General features: G+C 62.1%; 23 protein-coding genes. 16 read left to right on the top strand and 7 right to left on the bottom strand.

Annotated elements, in window-relative coordinates; translation table 11 throughout:
- Nucleotides 1-26: 26 nt before the first annotated feature.
- The gene (locus C8K66_RS17190; RefSeq protein ID WP_256590949.1) at nucleotides 27-1,433 is read left to right on the top strand and encodes an MFS transporter; all 1,407 of its coding nucleotides are present in this window, start codon (nucleotides 27-29) and stop codon (nucleotides 1,431-1,433) included.
- A gap of 11 nt (nucleotides 1,434-1,444) precedes the next feature.
- Complete coding sequence (locus C8K66_RS17185) at nucleotides 1,445-2,218, top strand: AraC family transcriptional regulator (protein ID WP_046382001.1); 774 nt, start codon at nucleotides 1,445-1,447, stop codon at nucleotides 2,216-2,218.
- A gap of 96 nt (nucleotides 2,219-2,314) precedes the next feature.
- On the opposite strand, the gene C8K66_RS17180 is transcribed toward C8K66_RS17185, so the two are convergent.
- From C8K66_RS17180 to C8K66_RS17170, 4 genes are all read right to left on the bottom strand, one after another.
- Complete coding sequence (locus tag C8K66_RS17180) at nucleotides 2,315-3,055, bottom strand: SDR family NAD(P)-dependent oxidoreductase (RefSeq protein WP_046382002.1); 741 nt, start codon at nucleotides 3,053-3,055, stop codon at nucleotides 2,315-2,317.
- Nucleotides 3,056-3,084: 29 nt separating this feature from the next.
- Complete coding sequence (locus C8K66_RS17175; protein WP_108525487.1) at nucleotides 3,085-3,915, bottom strand: shikimate dehydrogenase; 831 nt, start codon at nucleotides 3,913-3,915, stop codon at nucleotides 3,085-3,087.
- An 8-nt stretch (nucleotides 3,916-3,923) separates the two neighbouring features.
- Nucleotides 3,924-4,106 (bottom strand): hypothetical protein, encoded by a 183-nt coding sequence (locus tag C8K66_RS30625; protein ID WP_126587246.1) that lies wholly within the window; start codon nucleotides 4,104-4,106, stop codon nucleotides 3,924-3,926.
- Nucleotides 4,107-4,193: 87 nt separating this feature from the next.
- Nucleotides 4,194-4,907, bottom strand: coding sequence for a FadR/GntR family transcriptional regulator (locus C8K66_RS17170; protein ID WP_046382004.1), 714 nt, complete (start codon nucleotides 4,905-4,907; stop codon nucleotides 4,194-4,196).
- Between the two features lie 285 nt (nucleotides 4,908-5,192).
- Between C8K66_RS17170 and C8K66_RS17165 the strand changes: the two genes are divergently transcribed.
- From C8K66_RS17165 to lpdA, 11 genes are all read left to right on the top strand, one after another.
- Nucleotides 5,193-6,434 carry a branched-chain amino acid ABC transporter substrate-binding protein gene (locus C8K66_RS17165; protein WP_079444747.1) on the top strand — a complete coding sequence of 414 codons (1,242 nt, stop codon included), beginning with the start codon at nucleotides 5,193-5,195 and terminating at the stop codon, nucleotides 6,432-6,434.
- Nucleotides 6,435-6,493: 59 nt separating this feature from the next.
- On the top strand, nucleotides 6,494-7,435 hold the full coding sequence (locus tag C8K66_RS17160; protein ID WP_046382005.1) for a branched-chain amino acid ABC transporter permease: 942 nt from the start codon (nucleotides 6,494-6,496) through the stop codon (nucleotides 7,433-7,435).
- Between the two features lie 3 nt (nucleotides 7,436-7,438).
- Nucleotides 7,439-8,716: a branched-chain amino acid ABC transporter permease gene (locus C8K66_RS17155; protein WP_108525485.1), complete on the top strand. Its 1,278-nt coding sequence runs from the start codon at nucleotides 7,439-7,441 to the stop codon at nucleotides 8,714-8,716.
- The gene (locus tag C8K66_RS17150) at nucleotides 8,713-9,468 is read left to right on the top strand and encodes an ABC transporter ATP-binding protein (protein WP_046382007.1); all 756 of its coding nucleotides are present in this window, start codon (nucleotides 8,713-8,715) and stop codon (nucleotides 9,466-9,468) included. The genes C8K66_RS17155 and C8K66_RS17150 overlap by 4 nt, the downstream gene beginning before the upstream one ends.
- Nucleotides 9,465-10,187 carry an ABC transporter ATP-binding protein gene (locus tag C8K66_RS17145; RefSeq protein WP_046382008.1) on the top strand — a complete coding sequence of 241 codons (723 nt, stop codon included), beginning with the start codon at nucleotides 9,465-9,467 and terminating at the stop codon, nucleotides 10,185-10,187. Before C8K66_RS17150 ends, C8K66_RS17145 begins: the two co-directional genes overlap by 4 nt.
- A 115-nt stretch (nucleotides 10,188-10,302) precedes the next feature.
- Nucleotides 10,303-11,550 carry an OprD family porin gene (locus C8K66_RS17140; protein ID WP_371928143.1) on the top strand — a complete coding sequence of 416 codons (1,248 nt, stop codon included), beginning with the start codon at nucleotides 10,303-10,305 and terminating at the stop codon, nucleotides 11,548-11,550.
- Nucleotides 11,551-11,676: 126 nt separating this feature from the next.
- Nucleotides 11,677-12,519, top strand: coding sequence for an SDR family NAD(P)-dependent oxidoreductase (locus C8K66_RS17135; RefSeq protein WP_079444744.1), 843 nt, complete (start codon nucleotides 11,677-11,679; stop codon nucleotides 12,517-12,519).
- Nucleotides 12,520-12,581: 62 nt separating this feature from the next.
- Nucleotides 12,582-14,774 (top strand): thiamine pyrophosphate-dependent enzyme, encoded by a 2,193-nt coding sequence (locus C8K66_RS17130; protein ID WP_057005097.1) that lies wholly within the window; start codon nucleotides 12,582-12,584, stop codon nucleotides 14,772-14,774.
- Between the two features lie 8 nt (nucleotides 14,775-14,782).
- Nucleotides 14,783-15,256, top strand: coding sequence for a VOC family protein (locus tag C8K66_RS17125; protein WP_256590947.1), 474 nt, complete (start codon nucleotides 14,783-14,785; stop codon nucleotides 15,254-15,256).
- Complete coding sequence (locus C8K66_RS17120) at nucleotides 15,256-16,470, top strand: pyruvate dehydrogenase complex dihydrolipoamide acetyltransferase (RefSeq protein ID WP_046382012.1); 1,215 nt, start codon at nucleotides 15,256-15,258, stop codon at nucleotides 16,468-16,470. The genes C8K66_RS17125 and C8K66_RS17120 overlap by 1 nt, the downstream gene beginning before the upstream one ends.
- Nucleotides 16,471-16,480: 10 nt before the next feature.
- Nucleotides 16,481-17,872, top strand: coding sequence for a dihydrolipoyl dehydrogenase (gene lpdA, locus C8K66_RS17115; protein ID WP_108525483.1), 1,392 nt, complete (start codon nucleotides 16,481-16,483; stop codon nucleotides 17,870-17,872).
- A gap of 181 nt (nucleotides 17,873-18,053) precedes the next feature.
- Here lpdA and C8K66_RS17110 read toward each other — a convergent pair whose 3' ends face one another.
- Nucleotides 18,054-18,446, bottom strand: coding sequence for a 4-oxalocrotonate tautomerase (locus C8K66_RS17110; RefSeq protein ID WP_046487687.1), 393 nt, complete (start codon nucleotides 18,444-18,446; stop codon nucleotides 18,054-18,056).
- Between the two features lie 102 nt (nucleotides 18,447-18,548).
- On the opposite strand from C8K66_RS17110, the gene C8K66_RS17105 reads away from it, so the two are divergent.
- The gene (locus C8K66_RS17105; RefSeq protein ID WP_165933328.1) at nucleotides 18,549-19,418 is read left to right on the top strand and encodes a LysR family transcriptional regulator; all 870 of its coding nucleotides are present in this window, start codon (nucleotides 18,549-18,551) and stop codon (nucleotides 19,416-19,418) included.
- Nucleotides 19,419-19,546: 128 nt separating this feature from the next.
- The gene (locus C8K66_RS17100) at nucleotides 19,547-20,581 is read left to right on the top strand and encodes a S9 family peptidase (protein WP_108525481.1); all 1,035 of its coding nucleotides are present in this window, start codon (nucleotides 19,547-19,549) and stop codon (nucleotides 20,579-20,581) included.
- A 67-nt stretch (nucleotides 20,582-20,648) separates the two neighbouring features.
- Here C8K66_RS17100 and C8K66_RS17095 read toward each other — a convergent pair whose 3' ends face one another.
- Nucleotides 20,649-21,245 carry an NADPH-dependent FMN reductase gene (locus C8K66_RS17095; protein WP_108525479.1) on the bottom strand — a complete coding sequence of 199 codons (597 nt, stop codon included), beginning with the start codon at nucleotides 21,243-21,245 and terminating at the stop codon, nucleotides 20,649-20,651.
- A 113-nt stretch (nucleotides 21,246-21,358) separates the two neighbouring features.
- A complete protein-coding gene (gene fabF, locus C8K66_RS17090; protein WP_046382015.1) occupies nucleotides 21,359-22,627 on the bottom strand; it encodes a beta-ketoacyl-ACP synthase II in 1,269 nt (422 codons plus the stop codon).
- A gap of 111 nt (nucleotides 22,628-22,738) precedes the next feature.
- Between fabF and C8K66_RS17085 the strand changes: the two genes are divergently transcribed.
- Nucleotides 22,739-23,233: a helix-turn-helix domain-containing protein gene (locus C8K66_RS17085; RefSeq protein ID WP_057005095.1), complete on the top strand. Its 495-nt coding sequence runs from the start codon at nucleotides 22,739-22,741 to the stop codon at nucleotides 23,231-23,233.
- Nucleotides 23,234-23,255: the final 22 nt, after the last annotated feature.

The following is a 23,255-nucleotide window of genomic DNA, read 5'->3' as shown; positions in this document are numbered from 1 at the left end:
ACGTAACCTGATCCCAGGTAAATGCCATGAAGGGATCGGTTATGAAGAGTGTTACTCGCGCCTCTTTGCGAGATGAGAATGATCATGTGCAGCGCCAACGCTCGCTGAGCGTTCTGGCGGTGCTCGTCGTGTTGTTTCTCGCGGCGATGGACAGTACTGCTGTCAGCACGGTACTGGCGCAGATCAATGCGCAAATGCAGGACGCGACGCTCTATCCCTGGGTGGTCTCAGGCTTCCTGCTACCCCTGGCACTCATTGCCCCGCTGGCCGGCGCACTGGCGGATCGGTTCGGGGTTTCGTCGATGATGAAGGTCAGCCTGCTGATCTTCATCGCCGCGTCGGCGCTGGTTGCCGCTAGCCAGAGCATGGTCATGCTGATTGCCGGCAGAGCGCTGCAAGGCGTCGGGGCGGGTGGCATCATCGTTCTTTCCTACTCGATGCTGGCGTCGCTCTTCGACGGGCCCAAGCGTGCCAGCATGCAGGGCATGCTCAGCAGTGTCTGGGGGCTGGCGGCTGTGTTGGGCCCGGTTGCCGGTACGGTGCTGGGCAACACCCTGAGTTGGCGCTGGGTATTCTGGCTCAATCTGCCGCTGGGCTGTTTGGCATTGGCGGTGTTGTGTTTCACACCTGCTATCGGTCGAGGTCAATCGACCAGGACGGTCGACCCGATAGCGCAGGGCCTTTTGGCCATTGCTGCTTGTGCGGGGCTGTTCATGTTGAGCAGTCAGCGTCTGGATATGATCCCATACCCGATAGCGACGCTGGCGTTTGTGGTGCTCATCAGTCTGGTCGCGCTGATAGCTCGCGTGCGTCAGGTACCTGCCGGTAGCCCAGTGCCGTTTGGTTTCTTTGAACGGCCTGCACTGGGAGCGGTCATGGCGTTGGTGGTGATCTCCAGTATCGGCTTGTACGCCACGGTCAGCGTGTTGCCAATTGCCCTGAGCCATTCGCCGGGCAGCGCATTGTCGACCGGCGGGCTGATCATGCTGGTCGCGTTGGGCTGGGTAGGCGGTGCCACCGTCTGTGGCAAGCGTCTGGCGAATGTCGGGTTCAAGTCCATGGCTATCGTTGGGATGGCCATGCTGATGCTCGGTTGTCTGGGGGTGGCTGCGGGGTTGCACTGCTCGCAGTGGCTGCTGATGGGCGTCGGTCAGATTCTGGTCGGGCTGGGTATGGGCTTTACAGCCACAACGACCCTGGTACTCGCACAGAACAGCGCCCCGCCTGATCAGTTGGGAGCCTATACCTCCACGGTGCAGTTTCTGCGCAACCTTGGCGCGGCGTTTGGCGTCAATGCACTGGTGGCTGTTGCGTTGTACCTGCCGCCAGACCAGTCCTACCCGGACACGTTCCTGTTGCTTGGTCTTTTGATGGCACTCGGTTTACTCTTTGCCTTCAAGCTGCCTGCGCGCGGTGGACCGCAGAAAGGGTAAGCAGAGTCGCAATGAGTTTCGTCGACCTGGATCACACCGCACTGGTTGTTGAACGGCAGCTAACCAAGCTGCCCGAGGCGGAGCGTCATGCTCATCAACACCCCTTCGGGCAGTTTGTGTTAGTCAAAAACGGTGTGCTTCATGGCAACGCCATCGAGCAACGCTGGTTGCTCAAACCGGGAATGGCGGTCTGGATTCCGCCACAGACCTTGCACTCGGGCGAGGCGTATAACCCGGTAGACCTCACGGTCTTGTACCTTGACCCTGACCTGTGCAAACACATCTCCCCGAGCGTCAAGCTGATCGATGCATCCCCGCTGATCATCGCCCTGTGCGAGCGGTTGGCCGAGCAGGGCACTCGACCGCTTTGCGAACAACGGCGCGCCTGCATGTTGCAGTTGTTGTTCGAGGAGATCGAAGAGCGGGTGCCCAGCAACATGGTCCTGCCTTTGCCGAGCGACGCACGGCTCAAGCGTGTGGCCGAGCAACTGATCGCCAGGCCTGGGATGCGCAAGAGCCTGACCGAATGGGGGCACGAGGTAGGCGCTACGGAGCGGACGCTGGCGCGGCTGTTTCGCAAGGATACCGGATTGCGCTACACGGACTGGCACAACCGCCTGCTCCTCGTGGAGGCATACCGAGGCCTGGCAGGCGAACACTCCAACGAGACCCTGGCGCAGCACCTGGGATTTGCGTCGGGGGATTCCTTTGGTCATTGGTTTCGGCGCATCACCGGCAGCAGCCCAGGCAAGGTGCGTAGCTCTTTGCAGGTTGCCAGCGCGTAAGTGCGGCCGCTGGCCCCATGAGCCCGCGCCCCTGAAGGGCGCGCGCTCATTTCTCGCTTGACCGCTCAACGGGCAAAAAAACGAGGCGCGCAAGGCTCATCCGGCGATGTACAGTCCGCCGTTCACGTGCAGTACTTCGCCGGTCATGAAACTTGAGCCGTTGCTGCATAGAAAGGCGATCACCGAGGCGATTTCGCTCGGTTGACCCAGGCGTTTGAGCGGGGTCTGCTCCACCGAATCGCTGCCGCGGCTCGCGATCAGGTGCTGGGTCATCGGGGTTTCGATGATCCCGGGGGACACCGCGTTCACCCGGGTCTGCGGCCCCAACTCCCGCGCCAGGGCGCGGGTCAGGCTCAGTAGGCCGCCCTTGGAGGCGCCATAGTGCGCGTTAGAGAACGCCCCCCGATGTGCGGCCACCGAGGTTAGGTTGACGATTGCGCTGTTGGCACGCAGTACCGGGATTGCCCGCTGGCACAGGTAGAACACGCCGTCGAGGTTGATGCCCAGCGTTTGGCGCCATTGCTCATCGGTCATTTGGCGAATCGGCTGCGACTGGTACAAACCGGCCGATGGCACCAGGAAGTCGATGCCGCCGAAGCGTTCGACGGCCAGTTGCACAGCCTTGGCCGAATCGGCAGGGTCGGCCGCATTCATCCGCAGGGTGGCGACGCGCTCGCCGCTGGCGTCCAGTTCCCGGGCGAAATCCGCCAGGCCGTCGCCGTCCAGGTCGGCGAGCACCATCGAGGCGCCGTACTGATAGAACAGCCTTGCCACTTCGCGGCCGATGCCACCGTTGGCACCCGTCAGCAGCAGGACGCGATTGTTGAAATCGTACATGGTCGTTGTCTCCGAAAGAGTGCCTGGGTTCATGGGCCGAGAATGCGCGCCAGATGTTCGTGTTGCAGGTCAACGCCGAGAAAACGACAGATCTGCACGATCTGGCCATAGATCATGTGTTGTCCATGGTGAACGCGGCAGCCGCGCAGCCGAGCCGCGGCCAACAGGGGGGTGTCGCCGGCGCGCATCACGGCTTCGCAGACCAGGGCATCAGCCCGCAGAGTGCTGGGGTCCAGCGGCAGGGCATCGTCGTCCCTGAGGCCCAGGGAGGTGGCGTTGATGATCACGTCGAAGTCCTGCGCATTGCCGTCGCTGGTGCTTAGCTCGACCTTGGGGAACTGCGTTTTCAGGCGTTCCAACAGGGCTTCGGCGCGGGCAGGGGAGCGATTGTAGATCGCTAGCCGTGCCGGTTCCTGCCGGGCAATCGCTGCGGCGATCGACTTGCCGGCGCCACCGGCGCCCACCAGCAGCACGCGTTTGCCTTCCAGCCTATGACCTTGCTGATGCAGCCCGGCGAGCATGCCTTCGCCGTCGAAGTTGCCACCGATCAAGCGGCCGCTCTCGGGGTCGATCCGCACCGCGTTGACCGAGCCGACCTGGCGTGCGGTCTCGGTCAGTTCGTCGCAGTATTCAACGATGCTTTCCTTGTACGGGATGGTCACTACCAGGCCGTGCAGATTGGCGATGCCGGATACGCCGAGCAGCACCTTGTGCAGGTTCGACCCTTGCACGTGCAGCGGCACGCAGACCAGGTCGAGGCCCTGGTTGGCAGCACTGTGGTTGATCACTTGCGGAGTTTTTACATGGGCGATCGGATCGGCAACGATGCCGATCAGTTGCGTCTGGCCACTGATGTGCATGGGAAACCTCAACGGTAGGAGTGGGTACGGGCGGTCGTGCCGAGGCGCTTCTCATAAAGAGCCGGGCCGAAAAAGGGATCGAGTGGAAGCTGGAATACCGCAGGGTGGGCGGTCGTGCCGAGGGCAGGAGGGGTGTCGGAGGTGCGGATCAATGAAGCCAATGCTTGTAACAGTGCGCTGATAGAACTCATGAGCAGTAACCTGTCTGACATATTTTATTGTTGTCTGACAGGATGGTAGAAGGCTTCGCTTTTCGGTGTCAAGGGTGCTGCCGGGAATCAGGCCTGCAGGTACATGTTCATCCGCTTGGCGGCATTGCGCAGATGGCGCTCGGCGGCTTCGCCGGCCAACACCGGATCACGGGCCTGGATGGCCTGGAAGATGGCCTGGTGCTCGTCCTGCACGTCCTGGATCAGCTCGTTGTAGATTTCGGCGGTGTTGCTGCGAGCTTCGCGAATCAGGCGCCGGACGCTGTGGTCGAGGTACTCGTTGAGCGATTTGAAATGCGGGTTGTGCGTGGCCGCGACAATCGCCTGGTGGAAGGCATAGTCTTCTTCGTCCCCCAGTTGATCATTGACCATGGCGTATTCCATACCAACCAGTGCCTGGCGAATCTTCTTCAGGTCTTCGGGGGTGTGGCGCAAGGCTGCCAGGCGCGTGGCGCCCACTTCAATGGTGATCAGGAATTCGAGGATATGCAGCAATGCGTCCCCTTCACCCAGCGAGACTGCTTTCAAGCGAAACGCATGGCGCTCGCCGCGCTTGGCGACGAAGGCACCCTTGCCTTGCTGAGTGGTGATCAGCTCTTCGAACTTGAGCTGCGACAAGGCTTCGCGCACCACCGCCCGGCTGACCGAAAACTGTTCGCACAGTTGCCGTTCGCTGGGCAGTTGATCGCCGGTGGCCAGCCGCCCGGATTGGATCTCGCCACTGAGCCAGTGAACGATTTCCATGGGCAGGGGCTGGTTGGGGTGCGCGTTGTCGCTTTTCATGGTTCGGTCCTCTGCCAGGGGGCAGCACGGGTACGGGCATTGATGTGATGAGCTGTTGATAGTGACGGATTGAGCTGTGGTCTTACAAGTGTTTGAAAAAATAATCCAGGGTGGAGTTGTCTGTTTTAAAGGCCCGCAGGTGCATTTATAAAAAATAAATGCATAAAACGTGGTAGGAGTGCTTTGACTTCGCGGCAGGCTTGACGTAATTTTCGCCAACTGGTCAGACATGTACTTGCTGATGTACTACCAGATTGCAAATAACAATAAAAATTCGAGGTTTCCATGCACACCAAGACCACGCTGCGTCTGCTCACCCTCGGCACGACCCTGTTCGCCGGTATCGCCTGCGCTGATCCTTTGAAAGTGGCGTTGGTCGAGACCCTGTCGGGGCCGTCGGCCGCCACCGGGCAAATGTTCCGCGCCGCCACGCGTTTTCAGATCGAACGGCTGAATGCCGAGGGCGGTTGGAACGGCGAACCGATCCAGCTCCTCGAGTTCGACAGCCAGGGGACCCCCGCGGGCGCCTCCGAGAAACTCAAGGCCGCCATTGGCAGCGGCGCGCAAATGATTGTCCAAGGGGCTTCGTCAGTGGCTGCCGGGCAGATCACCGAAGACGTGCGCAAGTACAACCTGCGCAATAAGGGCAAGGAGGTGGTGTTCCTCAACGTCGGCGGTGAAGCGCTTGAACTGACCGGCAGCAAATGCCACTTCTATCACTTCCGCTTCAACGGTAACGCACCGATCCGGGTCAAGACCCTGGTCGCGGCAATGAAAGAGGCGGGCACCCTGGGCAGCAAAGTCTATTCCATGAACCAGAACTACAGCTGGGGCCAGGACATGGAAAAATCCATCACTGAAAACGCCGCGGCTGGCGGTTATCAGTTGGTGGGTAAAAGCCTGCACGACACGCAGAAGGTGCAGGATTTTTCGCCCTATATCGCTCGCATCCAGGCCTCCGGCGCAGAAACCGTGCTGACCGGCAACTGGGGCAACGACCTGTTGCTGCTGATGAAAGCCAGCCGCGCCGCCGGCCTGAAGCTGCGCTTCGGCACGGCCTTTCTCGATCAGCCGGGCAACCTCGCCAACGCCGGCGATGTCGCGCTGGGGCACTACGTTTCCCACCCGTTCAACATTGAGGCGGCGGGCGAGCAGGGCGAAAAATTTGCCAGCGAGTATCAGGCCAAGACCGGGCACCTGCCAGCCTACATCGAGCCACAGACGGTATTTGCCTTGCAGATGGTCGGCAATGTGCTGAAGAAGCTGCCGGCCGAAGATGGCCGTCTCAATACCCGCAGTTTCGCCCTGGCCCTGGAACAGGCCAGCGACCGCAACCCATTGGGTGACGTGCGGATGCGTGCCGAGGATCACCAACTGCTGATGCCGTTCGTGGTGTCGGTGGTGTCGAAGGAGGCGCGCTACAAGGTTGACGGCACCGACATGGGCTTTGTGCCGATCAAGTCGTTCAGTGCCGATCAAGCCGCAGCGCCTGTCCAGGATGCCTGCCGGATGCAACGACCCGAGTGACGCCGCCTGGCGTGCCGAGCGGCACGCCTTCCTGCCCATCGCGAACGCTGGAGTCGCCTATGGAATTTCTCACAGTTTCACTGCTTAACGGCGTGATCTACGGCCTGCTGCTGTTTATGGTTTCCGCCGGCCTGACGCTGATTTTCGGCATGATGGGCGTGCTCAATTTCGCCCATGCCTCCTTCTATATGGTGGGCGCCTACCTGGCCTACACCCTGCAGAAGGTTGTCGGCTTCACGACTGCGGTAGTGCTCTCGACCGTGCTCGTGGGCCTGCTCGGCGTGATCGTCGAGCGCTTCTTCCTGCGCCGCGTACACAAACATGGCCATGCTCATGAACTGCTGCTCACCTTCGGCCTGACGTTCATCATTGCTGAACTGATCAAGTTGTTTTACGGCAACTTTTCCGTCGAATACCGAGTTCCAGAGTTCCTCAACTTTGCCGCCTTCCAGGTGTTCAGCACCGACTATCCGTTCTATCGCTTGTTGATGGGTGTGGTCTCGCTGCTGGTGTTCGGCCTGATCTACCTGCTGTTGACCCGCACTCGGGTCGGCATCGTGGTGCGGGCGGCGATTCATCGTCCACAAATGGCCGAGGCCCTGGGGCACAACGTCCCGCTGGTGTTCATGGCCGTGTTCGGCATCGGCGCGGCACTGGCCGGCCTGGCCGGGGCTCTGGCTGGGGCGTTCTACACCACCAACCCGAACATGGCCCTGGAGCTGGGGGTCATCGTGTTTGTCGTGGTGGTGGTTGGCGGCCTGGGTTCGATGGCCGGGGCCATGATCGCGTCGCTGCTGATCGGGCTGATTTCTTCGTTCGCAGTGGGTGTGGACCTCAGCCTGGCTTCACTCCTGGGTTTGCTGGGGGCAGGTGACTGGGCGCAGCAGATGGGCGGGTTGATGACCCTCAAGGTATCCAGTGTGGCGGCAACCATTCCGTTTGCGCTGATGCTGCTGATTTTGCTGATCCGGCCGTCCGGGTTGATGGGCGAGAAGGGGTAAACCATGAAACTGACGAATATCCTCCTGGCGGTGCTGTTGCTGGCCCTGCTGGTGCTGCCCGCCATCCTGCCGGCGGCGATGGTCAACGCGGCCATCCAGATGCTTATCGCGGCCTTGTTTGCCTGTGCCTTCAACTTGTTGTGCGGGCAGGGCGGCATGCTTTCGTTCGGTCATGCGGCGTACTTCGGCGTGGGGTCGTTCGCTACATTGCATGCGATGAGTGCGCTCAATGGTCAAGGCCTGCTGCCGACACCGTTGCTGCCGCTGATCGGTGCCATGGGCGGCTTTATCTGCGGCCTCTGCGCCGGTTGGTTCGCCACTAAACGGGCGGGCGTCTACTTCTCCATGATCACCCTGGCGCTGGCCGAGTTGCTGCATTCCCTGGCCCCGCACCTGAATACGCTGTTTGGCGGCGAGGCGGGTATTTCGTCCATGCGCGCCCCTGCCTGGGGCCTGGATTTCGGTGACGCGACCCAAGTGTATTACCTGACGCTGGGTTGGGTGGTGCTGTCGATTGCCTTGCTCTACGCCTTCACGCTGACGCCCATGGGGCGCCTGACGTTCGCCTTGCGCGAGAACGGCCACCGCCTGCAGTTCCTGGGCTACAACGTTCACCGCTTGCGAGTGCTGGTGTTTGCCTTGTCGGCGATGTTTGCCGGTATTGCCGGTGGCTTGCAAGCACTGAACCTGGAGTCGGCCAACTACGTGCTGTTCGACATGCGTTTTTCTGCCGAAGTGGTACTCAACACCTACATCGGCGGCGTCAACGTGTTCCTCGGGCCGGTGCTCGGCGCTGCCCTGATGACGTTCTTTGGCAACGCCGCCTCTGACCTCACGCAATCCTGGTTGCTGTATCAGGGCCTGTTGTTCGTACTGGTGATGATGTTCATGCCCAGCGGCCTGGCCGGGCTGGTGCTGTGCTGGAGCGCGCAGATCCGTCGGCGCGGTTGGCTGGCGATCATCCCGGCGGCGTTCTCGGCGCTGCTTGGCGCTGGGGTGTTGAGCCTGGCGGTGGTGTTTTTGATCGAGACGTTGCAACGCGTATTCAGCCAGGACTATCAGGCCCTGTTGATGACGGACCAAGCCTGGCCGGCGATCAGCCTGTTCGGCCGCGAATGGCTGCCGGGCGCGCTGCTGACCTGGGCCACGCCGTTGCTCTTGGGGGTGGCCGGGCTGTTGGTCCTGAAACTGGCCCGCCACCAATGGCTGCGCCTGCTGGATGACGAACCGGTGGTCAACGCCGCCGCACTCAGGCCTCGGGTCGAAGGAGAACAACCATGAGCGATGCGATCCTGCAGTTACGCGATGTGCATAAGTCGTTTGGCGAGGCTCACATCATTCGGGGTGCGCAGCTTGAATTGCGTGCCGGTGAACGTCATGCGGTGATCGGTCCCAACGGGGCCGGCAAATCGACCTTGTTCCATCTGATCTCCGGGCAGTTGCAGCCCAGTAGCGGGCAGATCCTCCTGGGCGCGGAAGCGATCCAGGGCTACTCGCCACAGCACATCAATCACCTGGGGTTGTCGCGCTCGTTCCAGATCACCAACATTTTTCCCGGGCTCTCGGTGTTCGAAAACCTGCGCATCGCGGTGATGCGCAAGCACCGGATGCAATACCACTTCTGGCGCTCCGTGCAGCGTTACCCCGAGGTGCGCGAGCAGACTGAGCAACTGCTCGAACAGGTGCGGCTACAGGACAAGCAAACGGTGTGCGCGGCCGAACTCTCTTACTCCGAACAGCGCGCCTTGGAGATCGGCATGACCCTGGCCTGTGACCCTCGGGTGATCTTGCTCGACGAGCCGATGGCGGGCATGTCCCATGAAGAAACCGATTACGCCCTGAACCTGATCCGCGAGGTGACCCAGGGGCGTTCGCTGCTGATCGTCGAACATGACATGGACGTGGTGTTCTCCCTGTGCGACCGCATCAGTGTGCTGGTCTACGGCGAAGTCATCGCCACCGGTACACCGGACCAGATCCGCGCAGATCGTCGGGTGCAGGAAGCCTACCTGGGTGAGGAGCAATGTGCATGAACCCTACTTCGCAAAACCTGCTGTCGATCAGCGACCTGCATGTGCATTACGGCAAGAGCCATGTATTGCATGGGGTCGATCTGCACATCGGTCACAACGAGGTGGTGAGCCTGCTCGGGCGCAACGGCGCCGGGCGCTCGACCACCATGAAAGCGGTCATGGGCCTGGTGCCGCCCAGTGCCGGCAGCGTGCAGTTGGCCGGGCGCGAGTTGACCGGGCTGCGCCCCTATCGCATCAGCCGTGCCGGCATCGGGTTCGTCCCGGAGGAACGTGAGGTCTTCGCCAACCTCAGCGTCGAGGAAAACCTGCGCATGGGCCAGCAAGCGCCCACCGACGGCGCCACTGCGTGGACCGTCGAGCAGATGTTCGAGTTTTTCCCGCGGCTGCGCGAGCGCCGTAACACTGGCGCGGGCAACCTTTCGGGGGGCGAACAGCAGATGCTCACCCTGTGCCGGTCGTTGCTGGGCTGCCCCAGAGTGCTGCTGATCGATGAACCCACCGAAGGCCTGGCGCCGAAGATTGTGGCGGTGGTCGCCGAGGCTATTCGCGAGATCCACCGACGTGGGGTTTCGATCCTGCTGGTGGAACAGAAGCTGACCATCGCGCTTAAGGTCTCGTCGCGAGTCTGCGTGATGGGGCATGGGCGGATTGTCTTCGAGGGCACGCCGCAGGCGCTGACCGACGATGCGAATTTGATGAAGGAATGGTTGGCGGTCTAGACCGACCGCCAGCATGTTCAACCCGGCAGGTTCGCCTGCCAATTTCCCCCCCGATTGTGTGGCAGCACGTGTGCTTGCCAGGGGGTTCTGCGTTTTAAATCCACCGGGAAAAACAATAAAAATGAGCCTGCCTAACTACATCACCGTACAACCCCTGCTGTTGCTCAGCGTCTTGCCGGGCCTGGTCCTGGCCCAGGAGCAGGGCTTTATCGAAGGTGCAACGGCCAACGTGCTGATGCGCAACTTCTACTTCAACCGTGACTTTCGCGACAGCGGTGCCGCCCAGGCCAAGAGCGAGGAGTGGGCGCAGGGCTTTCTGCTTAACGCACAGTCCGGCTACACCCAAGGCACCGTGGGTGTCGGCGTCGATCTGATCGGCCGTCTCGGGGTCAAACTCGACAGCGGCAGTGGGCGTGCTGGCAGCCTGTTGTTGCCGGCGGACGGCAAAGGCTCGGCGGATGATTTCTCCAGCCTGGGCGCTGCGCTCAAACTGAAACTGTCGAAGACCGAGCTGAAAGTCGGGGAGCTGCTGCCGAGCCTGCCCATCCTCCAGTACAACGATGCGCGGTTGCTGCCGCAAACCTTTCAGGGGGCGATGCTGACTTCGAAAGAAATCACCGGGCTGACCCTCAATGCCGGGCAGATGCGCTCATTCACTCAGCGCAACTCCAGTAACCGCGAAGACCTGTTTATTGATGGCCGCTCGTTCGCCACGTCCGACCGCTACAACTACCTGGGTGGCGAGTACCGCTTCAACCAGGAGCGGACCATGCTCGGCCTCTGGGGCGCAGAACTGGAGGATATCTATCGCCAACGCTTAGTCCAGTTCGCCCACAAGCAACCGGTCGGTGCCTGGACGCTTGGGACCACCGTCGGCCTGCTCGACTCCGAGGAACAAGGCCAGGCCAAGGCCGGCAAAATCGACAACCGCTCGTTCTACAGCACCCTCAGCGCGGCACATGGCGGGCACACGCTGATGGCCGCCTGGCAGCGCATGTACGGCGAAGACGGGACCATCTGGCTAAGCCCGACCACCACCGTGCTGCCCAGTGATATCCAGGTGCGCAATTTCGCCTCCGCCCAAGAGAAAGCCTGGCAGCTGCGATACGACTACAACTTTGCCGCCATGGGGGTGCCAGGGCTGACGACCTTCGTGCGTTACGTCAGTGGCGACAACGTACTGGTGGCGGGCAGCAACGACGGCAAGGAATGGGAGCGCGATTTTGACGTGTCCTATGTGATCCAGAGCGGCGCGCTGAAGAACCTGGGCCTGCGCTGGAGAAACGCCATGGTGCGTTCCAGTTTCGGTCCGTCAGTCGACGATAACCGACTTATCGTCAGCTACAGCCTGGCGCTGTTCTGATCGATATGCCGACTATTCCGGTAACAATTTCCTTTGACAGACCCCGCAGTGCGGGTTAGTTTTTCTGAGCTGGTCAGACAAGTTGTTTTAAATGTATGACCAGCTACAAAAATAAGTGAGAACCTCATGTCCTACTCAGATAGCTCAGCACCTGCGTCCGTACAACCACAGCCTGAAACGGCTGTTTTCCAGCACAGCGCCTATGCCGGCATCCATGACAAGGTGGTGGTGGTCACCGGTGGTGGCAGCGGTATCGGCTTGGCACTCGCCAAAGGTTTTGCTCGCAACGGCGCGCACTTGCTGCTGATCGATATCAACGCTCAAGCCATGGCCGACGCCAAGGGCGAGTTGCAGGAAGCCTTCCCCAATAGTCGAGTCGAATGCTTCCAGGCTTCGGTTGCTGACGAAGACGCGGTTGAAGCGGCCTTTGCCCACGCCAAGGCCTGTTTCGGGCGTATCGACGTGCTGCTTAACAACGCCGGCGTATCGATCAACAAACCGTCGCTCGATATCAGCCCGGCCGAATGGCGTCGGGCCGTCGAGATCAACTTCAACAGCGTGTTCTTCTGCGCCCAGGCGGCGGCCCGGCACATGATCGAGCAGCAGGCGGGCGTGATCATCAACACCTCGTCGATGTGGGGCGTGTCCCACTCCGCCGATCGCACGGCGTACTGCGCGACCAAGGCCGCCGTGGTCTCTATGACCAAGTGCCTGGCAGTGGAATGGGCCCGCCATGGCATCCGCATGAACGCCATCGGCCCTGGCTATACCCGCACACCGTTGGTGGAAGAACTGCAACGGGCCGGACGCCTGGACGTCGAGGCCCTGCGCAAGCGCACGCCGTTGCAACGCCTCGGTGAGCCGGGCGAGATGGCCGAGCTGGCGCTGTTCCTGGCGTCCAGCAGCGCGACGTTCATCACCGGGCAGATCTACGTGTCGGACGGCGGCTGGACCGCCAACGGTTTCTAGTTCGCCTTCGTTGTGGCGGCCCGCCGTGGCCCGTCGATTCGAGTTCTTTGTGGAGAAGTGAAATGCCGAAAAGTGTTGCCTTGTCGCCGGCCTCGCCGTGGGTCGAGCTCAGTTCCACCGATGCCGACTGGAAGCAGGCCGACCCTGCGTTGCTGGGCACGATGCTCAGCCAGTTGCACCTGATCCGCGCCTTCGAGGAGACCGTGCTGGAACTGGCCGGAGAAGGCCTGGTGCATGGTCCGGCGCATTCGAGCATCGGTCAGGAAGGGGGCGCGGTAGGTTCGATCGTTGCGCTGGGCGCGGCGGATGAAGTCAACGGCTCGCACCGTGGTCATCACCAGTTCCTGGCCAAGGCGTTGGTCTACCTGATGCCCGAGGGTATCGACCCGAAAGCGCCGGTCACTGCACCCATCCAGGATCTGCTGCAACGTACCCTGGCGGAAATTCTCGGCCTGGCCCAAGGGTTCTGCAAAGGCCGGGGCGGTTCGATGCACCTGCAGTGGGCCGAGGCCGGCGCCCTGGGGACCAACGCCATTGTGGGCGGTGGTGTGCCGCTGGCGGCCGGTGCCGCCTGGGCACACCGGCATGCCGGGACCGACACCGTGGCGGTCACCTATTTCGGTGACGGCGCGGTGAACATCGGTTCGGTGCTGGAGACCATGAACCTGGCGGCGGCCTGGAAACTGCCGCTGTGTTTCTTCATCGAGAACAACCTGTACGCGGTGTCCACCACGGTTGAGGAAGCCACTGCCGAGCCGCGCCTGTCGGCACGCGGGCTGGGTTTCAATATTCCGAGCTGGAAGGTCGACGGCATGGACCCGCTGGCGGTTTACCTGGCCATGCAGCAAGCCCTGGCGCACATGCGCGCCGGCAACGGACCGACCGTCATCGAGGCCGATGTGTACCGGTTCTTCCATCAGAACGGTCCGTTTCCCGGCAGCGCATTCGGTTACCGCAGCAAGGAAGAAGAGCAGAGCTGGCGCGCCCGTGATCCGCTGGAACGCCTGGCCCGCGAAATGAAAAAGCGCGACCTGATCGACGACGCCGGCCTGGCCGATCTGCGTGAAACCATCAAGCTGGCCATGGCCCAGGCGGCGGCTGAATTGCTTGAAGCCGACCCGGCGGGCAAACCGGGCAAGCGACGGATCCGTCCCCAGTTGTGGCCTTCGCCGGACTTTCGCGATGTCGGGATTCGTGGCGACCTCAGTGAACTGGCCACGGCCCGGACCTGTGAACTGGCGACCTATCGCGGCGGCCTGCAGCAACGCAAGTTCATCGATGCCATCGCCGACGTGATGAACCGGCGCATGGAAACCGATGACAGCATCGTGGTCATGGGTGAGGACGTACACCGTCTCAAGGGCGGTACCAACGGCGCCACGCGCGGCCTGAAAGAGCGTTTTCCGCAGCGCATTCTCGGTACCCCGATCAGCGAGAACGCCTTCTGCGGGCTGGGTGGCGGCATGGCGTTGGACGGGCGTTTCAAACCGGTGGTGGAGTTCATGTACCCCGACTTCATGTGGGTCGCCGCCGACCAGGTGTTCAACCAGATCGGCAAGGCGCGGCACATGTTCGGCGGGCAGAGTGACGTGCCGCTGGTGCTGCGCACCAAGATCGCCATGGGCACCGGCTACGGCTCGCAGCATTCCATGGACCCGGCCGGCATCTACGTCACCAACCCGGGCTGGCGCATCGTTGCCGCGTCCACGCCGTTCGACTACATCGGCCTGATGAACACCGCGTTGGCCTGCAAGGACCCGGTACTGGTGATCGAGCACGTCGACCTGTACAGCCACAGCGGCGAAGTGCCGGTGGACGACTTGGACTATCAGATTCCATTCGGGACCGCCGCCGTGCGCCGAGAAGGCCGTGACCTGACCATCCTCACGTACCTGAGCATGGTCGGACACTCCCTGGAAGCCGTGGAGCAGACCGGCATCGATGCCGAAGTCATTGACCTGCGTTTCCTCGACCGCGCCAGCTTCGACTGGGCCACGGTCGAGGCGAGTATTCGCAAGACCAATAATGTGCTGATCGTCGAGCAGGGCGCCCGAGGGACGTCCTATGGCGGTTGGCTGGCCGACGAACTGCAGCGCCGTTGCTTCGACTGGCTCGACCAGCCGATCCAGCGCGTGACCGGTGGCGAAGGCTCACCGAGTATTTCCAAAGTCCTGGAGCGCGCCGCCTGTGCCCGCACCGAGGAAGTGATCGAAGGCCTGCAACAGGTCATCCGTGAAAAAGGGGCACACCAATGAGCGTGAAGATGCTGGTTCCAATGGAAGTGGGGATTTGCTGCGTCGATCTCCCGGCCCTCAGCCGTTTCTATCAGGACGTGCTGGGTTTCACCTTTGTCGCACAGGTGCAAATGCCGGCCGCCGCCGCGCAGTTGGTGGGCCTGAGCGAAGGCGGCTACAGCGTGGTGCGTCTGCAGACGCCTTACGGTGAACGGATCAAGTTGCTGGCGCCTGAGCGGGCGCCGGTCCGGCCTGAACCGGGGCTGATTCTCGACCGGCAGAATGCGAGTTACCTGACGTTCATCGTCGAAGACATCGCCAGCCTGGTGGACGACCTGAAAAATGCCGGTGCGAGCTTCTGCGCCGAGGCTGCCCCGATCCAACTGCGCCCCGATGTGAAGGCGCTGTTCTGCCGCGACCCGGAGGGCAACGTGCTGGAACTGGTGGAGTACGCCGATATCGCCGCCTACCGTCCCGATCTGTTCAGCGACAGGAGCGCCTGATGGCCAAGCTCTTACATATGCCGGAAGTGTCGGCCAACGCCACCCACGCCGCGATCCAGAACTGGACCCTCAAGGAAGGCGACACCATCAGCGCCGGTGATTGCATTGCCGAGATCGAGACCGAAAAGGCCTTGGTCGAACTGGCCGCCGAGGAAGATGCGGTGCTGGGCAAGATCCTGGTCGAACCGGGGCGCGAAGTGGAAGTGGGCGCGCCGATCGGGGTGCTGTTTGCCAGAGGCGAAACCGATGTCGACATTGCCGCGCTGTTGGCCAAGGCCGGTGCGCTGGCGGCGGCCAATGAGCCGGTGGTGGATGACGCACCGGTGCTCCAGCCTCGGGCCGAGGTGACGCCTGCGATTGACGCGCACAGCGGGCGGATCTTCGCCAGCCCTCTGGCCCGCCGCCTGGCAGCGGCCAAGGGGCTTGACCTGGCGAGCCTCAAGGGCAGCGGGCCGAACGGGCGCATCGTCAAACGCGACGTCGAGGCGGTCGCCGTTGCCGCTGCGGTGGCCGCACCGACGCCCGTGTCGACCGTCGACTTTGATGAAATCCCCCACAGCAGCATGCGCAAGACCATTGCCCGGCGCCTGGTGGAGAGCAAGGCCACGGTCCCGCATTTCTATCTTGATGTGGAATGCCGGATGGAACCTCTGCTGGCCCTGCGCGAGCAGGTCAACCGGACCGCAGCGAGGAAGATTTCGATCAACGACTTCATCGTCAAGGCGGCGGCTGTCGCCCTCCAGCAAGTACCGGCGATGAATGTGACCTGGACCGAGACGGCGCTGCGCCGCTACCACCAGGCGGATGTCTGCGTGGCGGTGTCCACCGAGAGCGGCCTGATCACCCCCGTGGTGCGCAATGCCGACAGCAAGGCCCTTTCGCAGATCAGCGCGCAGGTGGCGGAGTTGGCCGGGCGCGCCCGCGACGGACGTCTGCGCCCCGAGGAATACCAGGGCGGCAGTTTCACCATCAGCAACCTGGGGATGTTCGGCGTCGAGCAGTTCAGCGCGATCATCAATCCACCCCACGCCGCGATTCTGGCGGTGGGTGCGACGCAGCAAAAACCGGTGGTTGAAAACGGTGAGCTGAAGGTCGGTGCGGTACTGCGTTGCACGTTGTCGGTGGATCATCGGGCCGTGGATGGCGCACTCGCTGCGCAATGGTTGGCGGTGTTCAAGGGCCTGATGGAAAACCCGCTGGGCATGCTGATTTGAGAGAGTACCCATGAGCGAAATGAAATTTGATCTGATCGTCGTCGGTGGCGGCCCCGGCGGTTACGTGGCGGCCATTCGCGCCAGCCAGTTAGGGCTGCGCACGGCGTTGGTGGAAAAGGCGCAACTGGGTGGGGTCTGCCTGAACTGGGGCTGCATTCCGACGAAGGCCCTGTTGCGCAGTGCCGACGTGTTGCGCCTGATCGGCAGCGCGGGCAGTTTTGGTATTGAGGTCGGGCCGGCCAGGCCGGACCTGAAGGCCATCGTCAAGCGCTCCCGCGATGTCGCCGCCCAGTTGCACCGTGGGGTCAGCGGGTTGATGAAAAAGCACCGCATCCAGGTGTTCAACGGACATGCGCGGCTGGATGGGCCACAGCGCCTGAAAGTCACCGGGGAACAGGGCGATCTGAGCCTGAATGCGCCGCACATTATTCTCGCCACCGGTGCCCGCGCCCGAGTGCTGCCGGGCATGGAGCCGGATGGCAAGCATTTCTGGAGCTACCGCCAGGCGTTGGTGCCGGACAGCGTACCCAAGCGGCTGGTGATCATCGGCGGCGGTGCGATCGGGATCGAGTTCGCCAGTTTCTATCACGCGCTGGGCGCCCAGGTCAGCGTGGTGGAAATGGCGGAGCGGATCCTCCCGGTAGAAGACCACGAGGTCAGCGCCCATGTGGCGCAGGCCCTGGTTCGCGACGGTATCCGCCTGTACACCGGCTGTGCGCTGCAAGGTAGCAAGGTGGAGCAGGGCGCCGTGCAGTTGCGCCTCGAAGGCAACAGCAACGAGACGCTGCAGGCTGACGTGGTGCTGGTGGCCGCGGGCATTGTCGGCAATGTCGAGGAGCTGGGGCTGGAGGGCACAGGGGTCAAGGTGCAGCACACCCATGTGTTAGTGGATGAGTTCTGCCGCACGGGCGAGCCGGGTGTCTACGCCATTGGCGATCTGGCCGGGGCGCCGTGGCTGGCGCACAAGGCCAGCCACGAAGCCGTGATCTGTGTCGAGAAGATCGCCGGTCAGAACCCCCACCCACTGGACCCCCGCAGCGTGCCGGCCTGTACCTACAGCCACCCGCAAGTCGCCAGTGTCGGCTACACCGAAGCCCAGGCGCGCAGTGCCGGCAAGACCCTCAAGGTCGGCAAGTTCCCCTTCGCCGCCAACGGCAAGGCGATTGCCATGGGCGCCACGGAGGGCTTCGTCAAAGTGGTGTTCGACGCAGACAGCGGCGAGTTGCTCGGCGCGCATATGGTCGGCGAGGAGGTCACCGAAATGATCCAGGGCTACACCATCGCGCGAGGCCTGGAGACCACCGAGGCCGAACTGATCGAAAGCATCCTGCCGCACCCGACGATGTCCGAAGCCATGCATGAGGCCGTGTTGGCCGCCTATGAACGCGCCCTCCATTGCTGAGCACTGATCCACGAGCGATTGCCGAACTGTACGAGGTTGAGTCGTGTCAGTTCGGCAGGCGCCGGGAGCGTTCGGGGCTGTCTAGAAGTACGAAGAAAGACCGCGTGATGCTCAACGGCCTCAACCGATCGGAAGACCCGTCTTCGGTCACGCGTCATTCCCTATGTCGCGGGTTTGGGGCTCAAGGGTGGTGATGTTTGTATTCCTGGCTCACGCCGCCATACCCATATGCACTGGCCCTGCAATCGATGATGTGGATGTTGGAGTGTGGATGCAGGTTGCCGATTTCCTCGGCCAATAGCGCGAAAGCCTCACGCTGAAAGCGCGCCTTCTGCGCTTTGGTGTTTGTCTCATCGGTGATGGTGACCTCCAGCCGGAACGAGTTGTAACCCAGTTCGGCCAGCGAGCAACTGTTGATGAACCATTGCTCATGAGGCACGAAATGCACCATCACCAGCGTCTGCTCCGGGCGTTTCTCCAGCACATCGCAGGTTAGCGCGGTGAGCTGGGAAACGATCCCCTGGACTCGCGCAAGGTCAGGTTGGCCAGAGATTTTGAGTGTGATGCCGGGCATGTTGGAGACCTCGTAGGACGTTAATGTCCGGCTCAGAGTAAGGAATGGGTTGAGTGCTGAAAAGCCGGAAGATATGATCGTATCCTTCGGAAAAACGGCAGGATGAGCATGCGCCCCTTTGATCTCGAACTTTTGCGAGCCTTCGCGGTTGCGATGGAGTCAGGCAGCCTCGCGCAGGCGGCGCCTAAGTTGTGTCGGTCGCAGTCGGCGTTAAGCGAGCAATTGCGCAAGCTCGAGGCCTTCACTGGGGTTACGTTGCTGGAGCGGGGTAAAAAAGGCGTCAGGCCGACACCGGCTGGCGAACGCTTATTGGTCCATACACGCGACATGCTCGCCTTGAGTGAGCGTGCCCTTGAAAGCGTGCGTGGCGTGACCTTTGTCGGCGAGTTGCGGCTGGCCATCACCGACTACTTTCTGCCCAGCTCGATCGCCGACCTGTTGAAGAAACTGCGAGTGCGCTATCCGCACCTTCGCCTGCATGTGTCGGTACGCAAGAGCATGCAAATCGAGAGCGGGGCGGATTCGGATGAATTCGATATCGGCCTTTCCATGCGAATTCTCGACGGGCGCAGCCTGCCTGAGGGCTTGCCGGTGCGACGGGAGGCGTTGCGTTGGGTGTCGGTCGCGGGGTTCGAGGCTGAGCGGGAGGAAAACACCCCGTTGCCACTTTTGGTACTGCCGCAGGGGTGCAGCCTGCAGCGCCTCGCCAGAGAGACCTTGGAGGCTCACGAGGTGCCTTATGTGGTTGCGCATTCGGCGTCCGGCGTCGCGGGGCTGCAATCAGCGTTATTGGCAGGTTTGGGCGTCGCTTGTCTGAATGCGTCCGCAGTACCGATGGGCGCGCAGGTCTGCCAGTCGGCGCACCATTTACCGGGATTGCCGGATGTTGAGTTCAGCCTGTTGCCCCCTCGTCCTGGCGAATCGCCCTTGGTCGGGGCTGTCAGGGAAATGCTTGCGAGCCAGTTCAGTTAATCGTCCGAGAAGCCAGCAGCGCCGCTAGGGCGCTACGGGGCGTTGCGAAATGCATGCACTGCGTCAGGGATTGGCACTGAGATTCGGGCCTGTCAGCCGGGACTCTTGAAGGAAAAAAAGGAGTGACTATGCATAAAGAAATCTGGATGAAACGTTACCGCGTAAAGTTGATTGCCGTCGTTTGTCTTATCGTGGCTATCGCGTTGCTTGTTCTCGCGCGGCTAGACACTTATGGTCTGGATCGCAGAGCCAGCGAACCGTTTGCATTCGACGCAAATGGGCTGCGCCTGGCCGGCACGCTCTGGCTGCCCGACCACGCAGCAACAGCGGCAGTGGTTCTGGTTCACGGGGATGGCCCCCAGGATCGCACGTCGCAGCAGGGTTACGATCCACTCATCAACGCGCTTCTCGATGCTGGCATTGCGGTTGTTTCGTGGGATAAACCGGGCGTTGGGGATTCGCCGGGGAATTGGCTCAGCCAGTCGATGACGGACCGCTACGTGGACGTGCGCAGCGCGTTGTCTGCCCTGCGCAGTAAGTTGCCAGCAATCCCTGTCGGTGCGCTTGGGTTTTCACAAGCCGGCTGGGTACTGCCCCGCCTGGCGTCGGGGGATGCGGACTTTCTGGTGCTTGTCGGGGGCGCGGTATCCTGGCAACGGCAAGGTGACTATTACACGCGGACACGGTTGCAACGCACGGGGATGTCCGAGCCCGACATCGACGCAACGATGGCTCGGATCGCCGCCGCCGATGAGCGTTTGTTTGCCGCTGCACAGGTGCCGCCGGTTGCCCTTCTGGACGGCATGAGTGCAGAGCGATGGGCGTTTGTGCGGCGCAATCTTCACGAAGACGCAACCGGTGCCTTGGAAAAACTCGACATTCCACTGCTTGCGCTGTGGGGCGCGGACGATCTGAATGTCGATCCCGAAGCCAGCGCAGCCCTCTACCGAAAGGCGCTCGGCGGCAACCATCCCGCCAACCGGATTGAAGTCATACCGGATGCAACCCATGGGCTGCTCAAGGCGGCGGCTTACAACACGCAACTCACCAGTGAGTGGTCCTGGTTCACCACGATGAGGTTCCTCATGGAAGGTCGTCTTGCCTACGCCCCAGGCGCCCTTGAAACGATAAACGCGTGGGTTCACGCCAGAGCCAGCCAGTGAATGCACTGGCGGCCAGCGTTGGCAATCAACGCGTGCGGGCAACCACTCGACAAGCGATGTTGGAGCCTCAAGGCTCCTGAGTTTCGAGACGCCGTTTAAACGCGTCGAGCGCAGTACTGATCAACGGGCCCATCACCGGGTCGGCGGCAATGCCCTCGGCGCTCGACTGGCTGGACAGGAGGTTAACCGTGATTGACGCTTGCTCGATGATGCTCGCCGACATCGTTTCCAGGACCAGCCGCAATGCCGCTTGCGCGTGGCTGGCTCTGGGCGATGCGTTGAACAGCGCGACAGGCTTGCCCGGAAACTCTTCGCTGCTCACCAGCCAATCGAGCATGTTCTTGAATGCGCCGGGAATACCTCGAGCGTACTCGGGGCACGAAACCAACAGCCCATCCGCCTGCCCGATAATTGCGCGCAACGCCAAGACTGACTCGGGGGGATCCTCGAGCAGGTCCGGGTTGAAGTGAGGCAATTCAGCGATGCCTTCGTAATGTGCGACCTGTACCCCTTCGGGGCATAGATGCTCAACTGCGCGTAGCAAAATTGAGTTGGAAGAGGCCAGACGCAGACTTCCCGAGACAGCAAGCAAACGCACCATTTCAACACCGTTCGTGATTCGTGAGTCGGTGAAGTTTCGCACGAGCTGAGCTTCGTTCACCATTGCGGCATAGCCATCCAGCGCTCAGCGGGGAGCTTGGCGGCACCCGATGTTGAGGTCTCGACCTCTCGGTGCCGAGACCTCAACCACACTGAAGCCGGACGCAATATCCGGTTTTAGATCCAGCGTCGGAACAGCACGCTGGCGTTGACCCCGCCGAAACCGAAGCCATTGGACAGCGCATATTCCATGGGCAGGTGCTGGGCCTGGCCGCGAATCAGGTTCAGGCCTTCGGCAGCGGCATCCGGAGTTTGCAGATTGAGTGTCGCCGGAACTACCTGATCGCGCAGCGCAAGTACGGTGAAGATCGCCTCGATCCCCCCCGCAGCGCCCAGCAGGTGGCCAGTGGCGGACTTGGTCGAACTGATCGCAAGGCCGCTGTCTGTGCCGAACAGGGCTTTGATTGCCGCGAGTTCGCCTTTGTCGCCCACCGGGGTCGAGGTGGCGTGGGCATTCAGGTGCTGAACCTGGGATGCGTCCACGCCGGCTTGGCGCAATGCCTGTTGCATGGCGCGGCGGGCGCCGTCGCCATCTTCGGGCCCGGCGGTCATGTGGTACGCGTCGGCGCTGGTGCCATAGCCCACCAGCTCGGCGATGGGTGTGGCGCCGCGTGCCAAGGCATGTTGCAACTCTTCGATGACCAACAGGCCGGCGCCTTCACCCATGACGAAACCATCGCGGGCCTGATCGAAGGGGCGCGAGGCGCGCTCCGGGGTGTCGTTGTAATCGCTCGAGAGGGCGCGTGCGGCAGCGAAGCCAGCCAGGCTGACTCGGTGAATGGCCGCCTCCGTCCCGCCGCAGAGCGCTACGTCGATTTCCCCCGCGCGAATCATCCGTGCAGCGTCGCCGATGGCCTGGACGCCCGCCGCACATGCGGTCACCGGAGCCCCCAGTGGCCCCTTGAGACCATGGCGGATGGAGACATGCCCGGCGGCCATATTGCTGAGAAATGACGGGATGGTGAAGGGTGACAGGCGCCGTGGCCCCTTGCTGTCAGTCGTCCGCACGGCTTCGGCAATCGCCGGAAACCCGCCCACGCCCGAAGCGATGATGGTGGCGGTGCGCTCCTGCGCCTCTGGGGTTTGCGGCGCCCAGCCGGCCTGTGTCAACGCTTCATGGGCCGCTGCCAGGGCGAACAGAATGAAGCGGTCCATCTTGCGCTGTTCTTTGGGGGCCAGCAGTAGATCCGGATCGAAGCCGGCCTCCGGGTCTTGGATGCGGTCGGGAACCTGGCCACCGATGCTGATCGACAGATCGCCGATCAGCTCCGGTGGCAACCGGCGGATCCCCGACTGCCCTGCCAGCAGGCGTTGCCATATTTGCTCGACTCCGCAGCCAAGTGGGGTCAGCGCGCCCATGCCTGTAACGACGATGCGTTTGTTCATGATGATCCAGTTCTTTGTGCTTAAGGGAGGGGTAACGACATATGGACGTCACTATCATTATGAAAGTAACATGCCGAGCCATCAAATGTTCGAACCCCGTAAGGAACTGTCATGCAGCGCAAGACCCTCATTCATGCCGAATGCCCGATCGCCCGTAGCCTGGAACGGGTTGGCGAGTGGTGGAGCATTTTGATCATGCGCGATGCCTTGCATGGCCTGCGACGCTTCGAGGAGTTTTCCCGCAGCCTGGATATCGCCCCGAACATGCTCACCAGACGCTTGAACTCGCTGGTGGAGGCGGGCCTGCTCGAGCGTCAGCCTTACAGTCAGCGCCCGTTGCGCTACCAGTACGTGCCGACGGCCAAGGGCGAAGATTTCCGCGTGGTGCTCATGGCCTTCGTGGCCTGGGGCAATCGCCATTACGCGCCAGAAGGGGAAAGCGTGCAGATTGTCGAGCGGGAGACGGGGCGGCCGGTGCTGCCGATGATGGCGGATATCGCCGATGGCCGTCTTGTGCCCCTGGACCAGTGCAGCGTGCAGGCCGGACCCGCGGCCAGCGCGGGCATGCGTCAGCGGTTTGGGTGCATGGCTGACCGGATTGAGTGAGGCGCCGTGCAGCGGAGGAGTG

Source organism: Pseudomonas sp. GV105 (assembly GCF_003058185.1).
Lineage (GTDB): Bacteria > Pseudomonadota > Gammaproteobacteria > Pseudomonadales > Pseudomonadaceae > Aquipseudomonas > Aquipseudomonas veronii.
The sequence above is the reverse complement of the archived record's forward strand: the minus strand, read 5'-3'. Positions and strand labels throughout refer to the sequence as shown.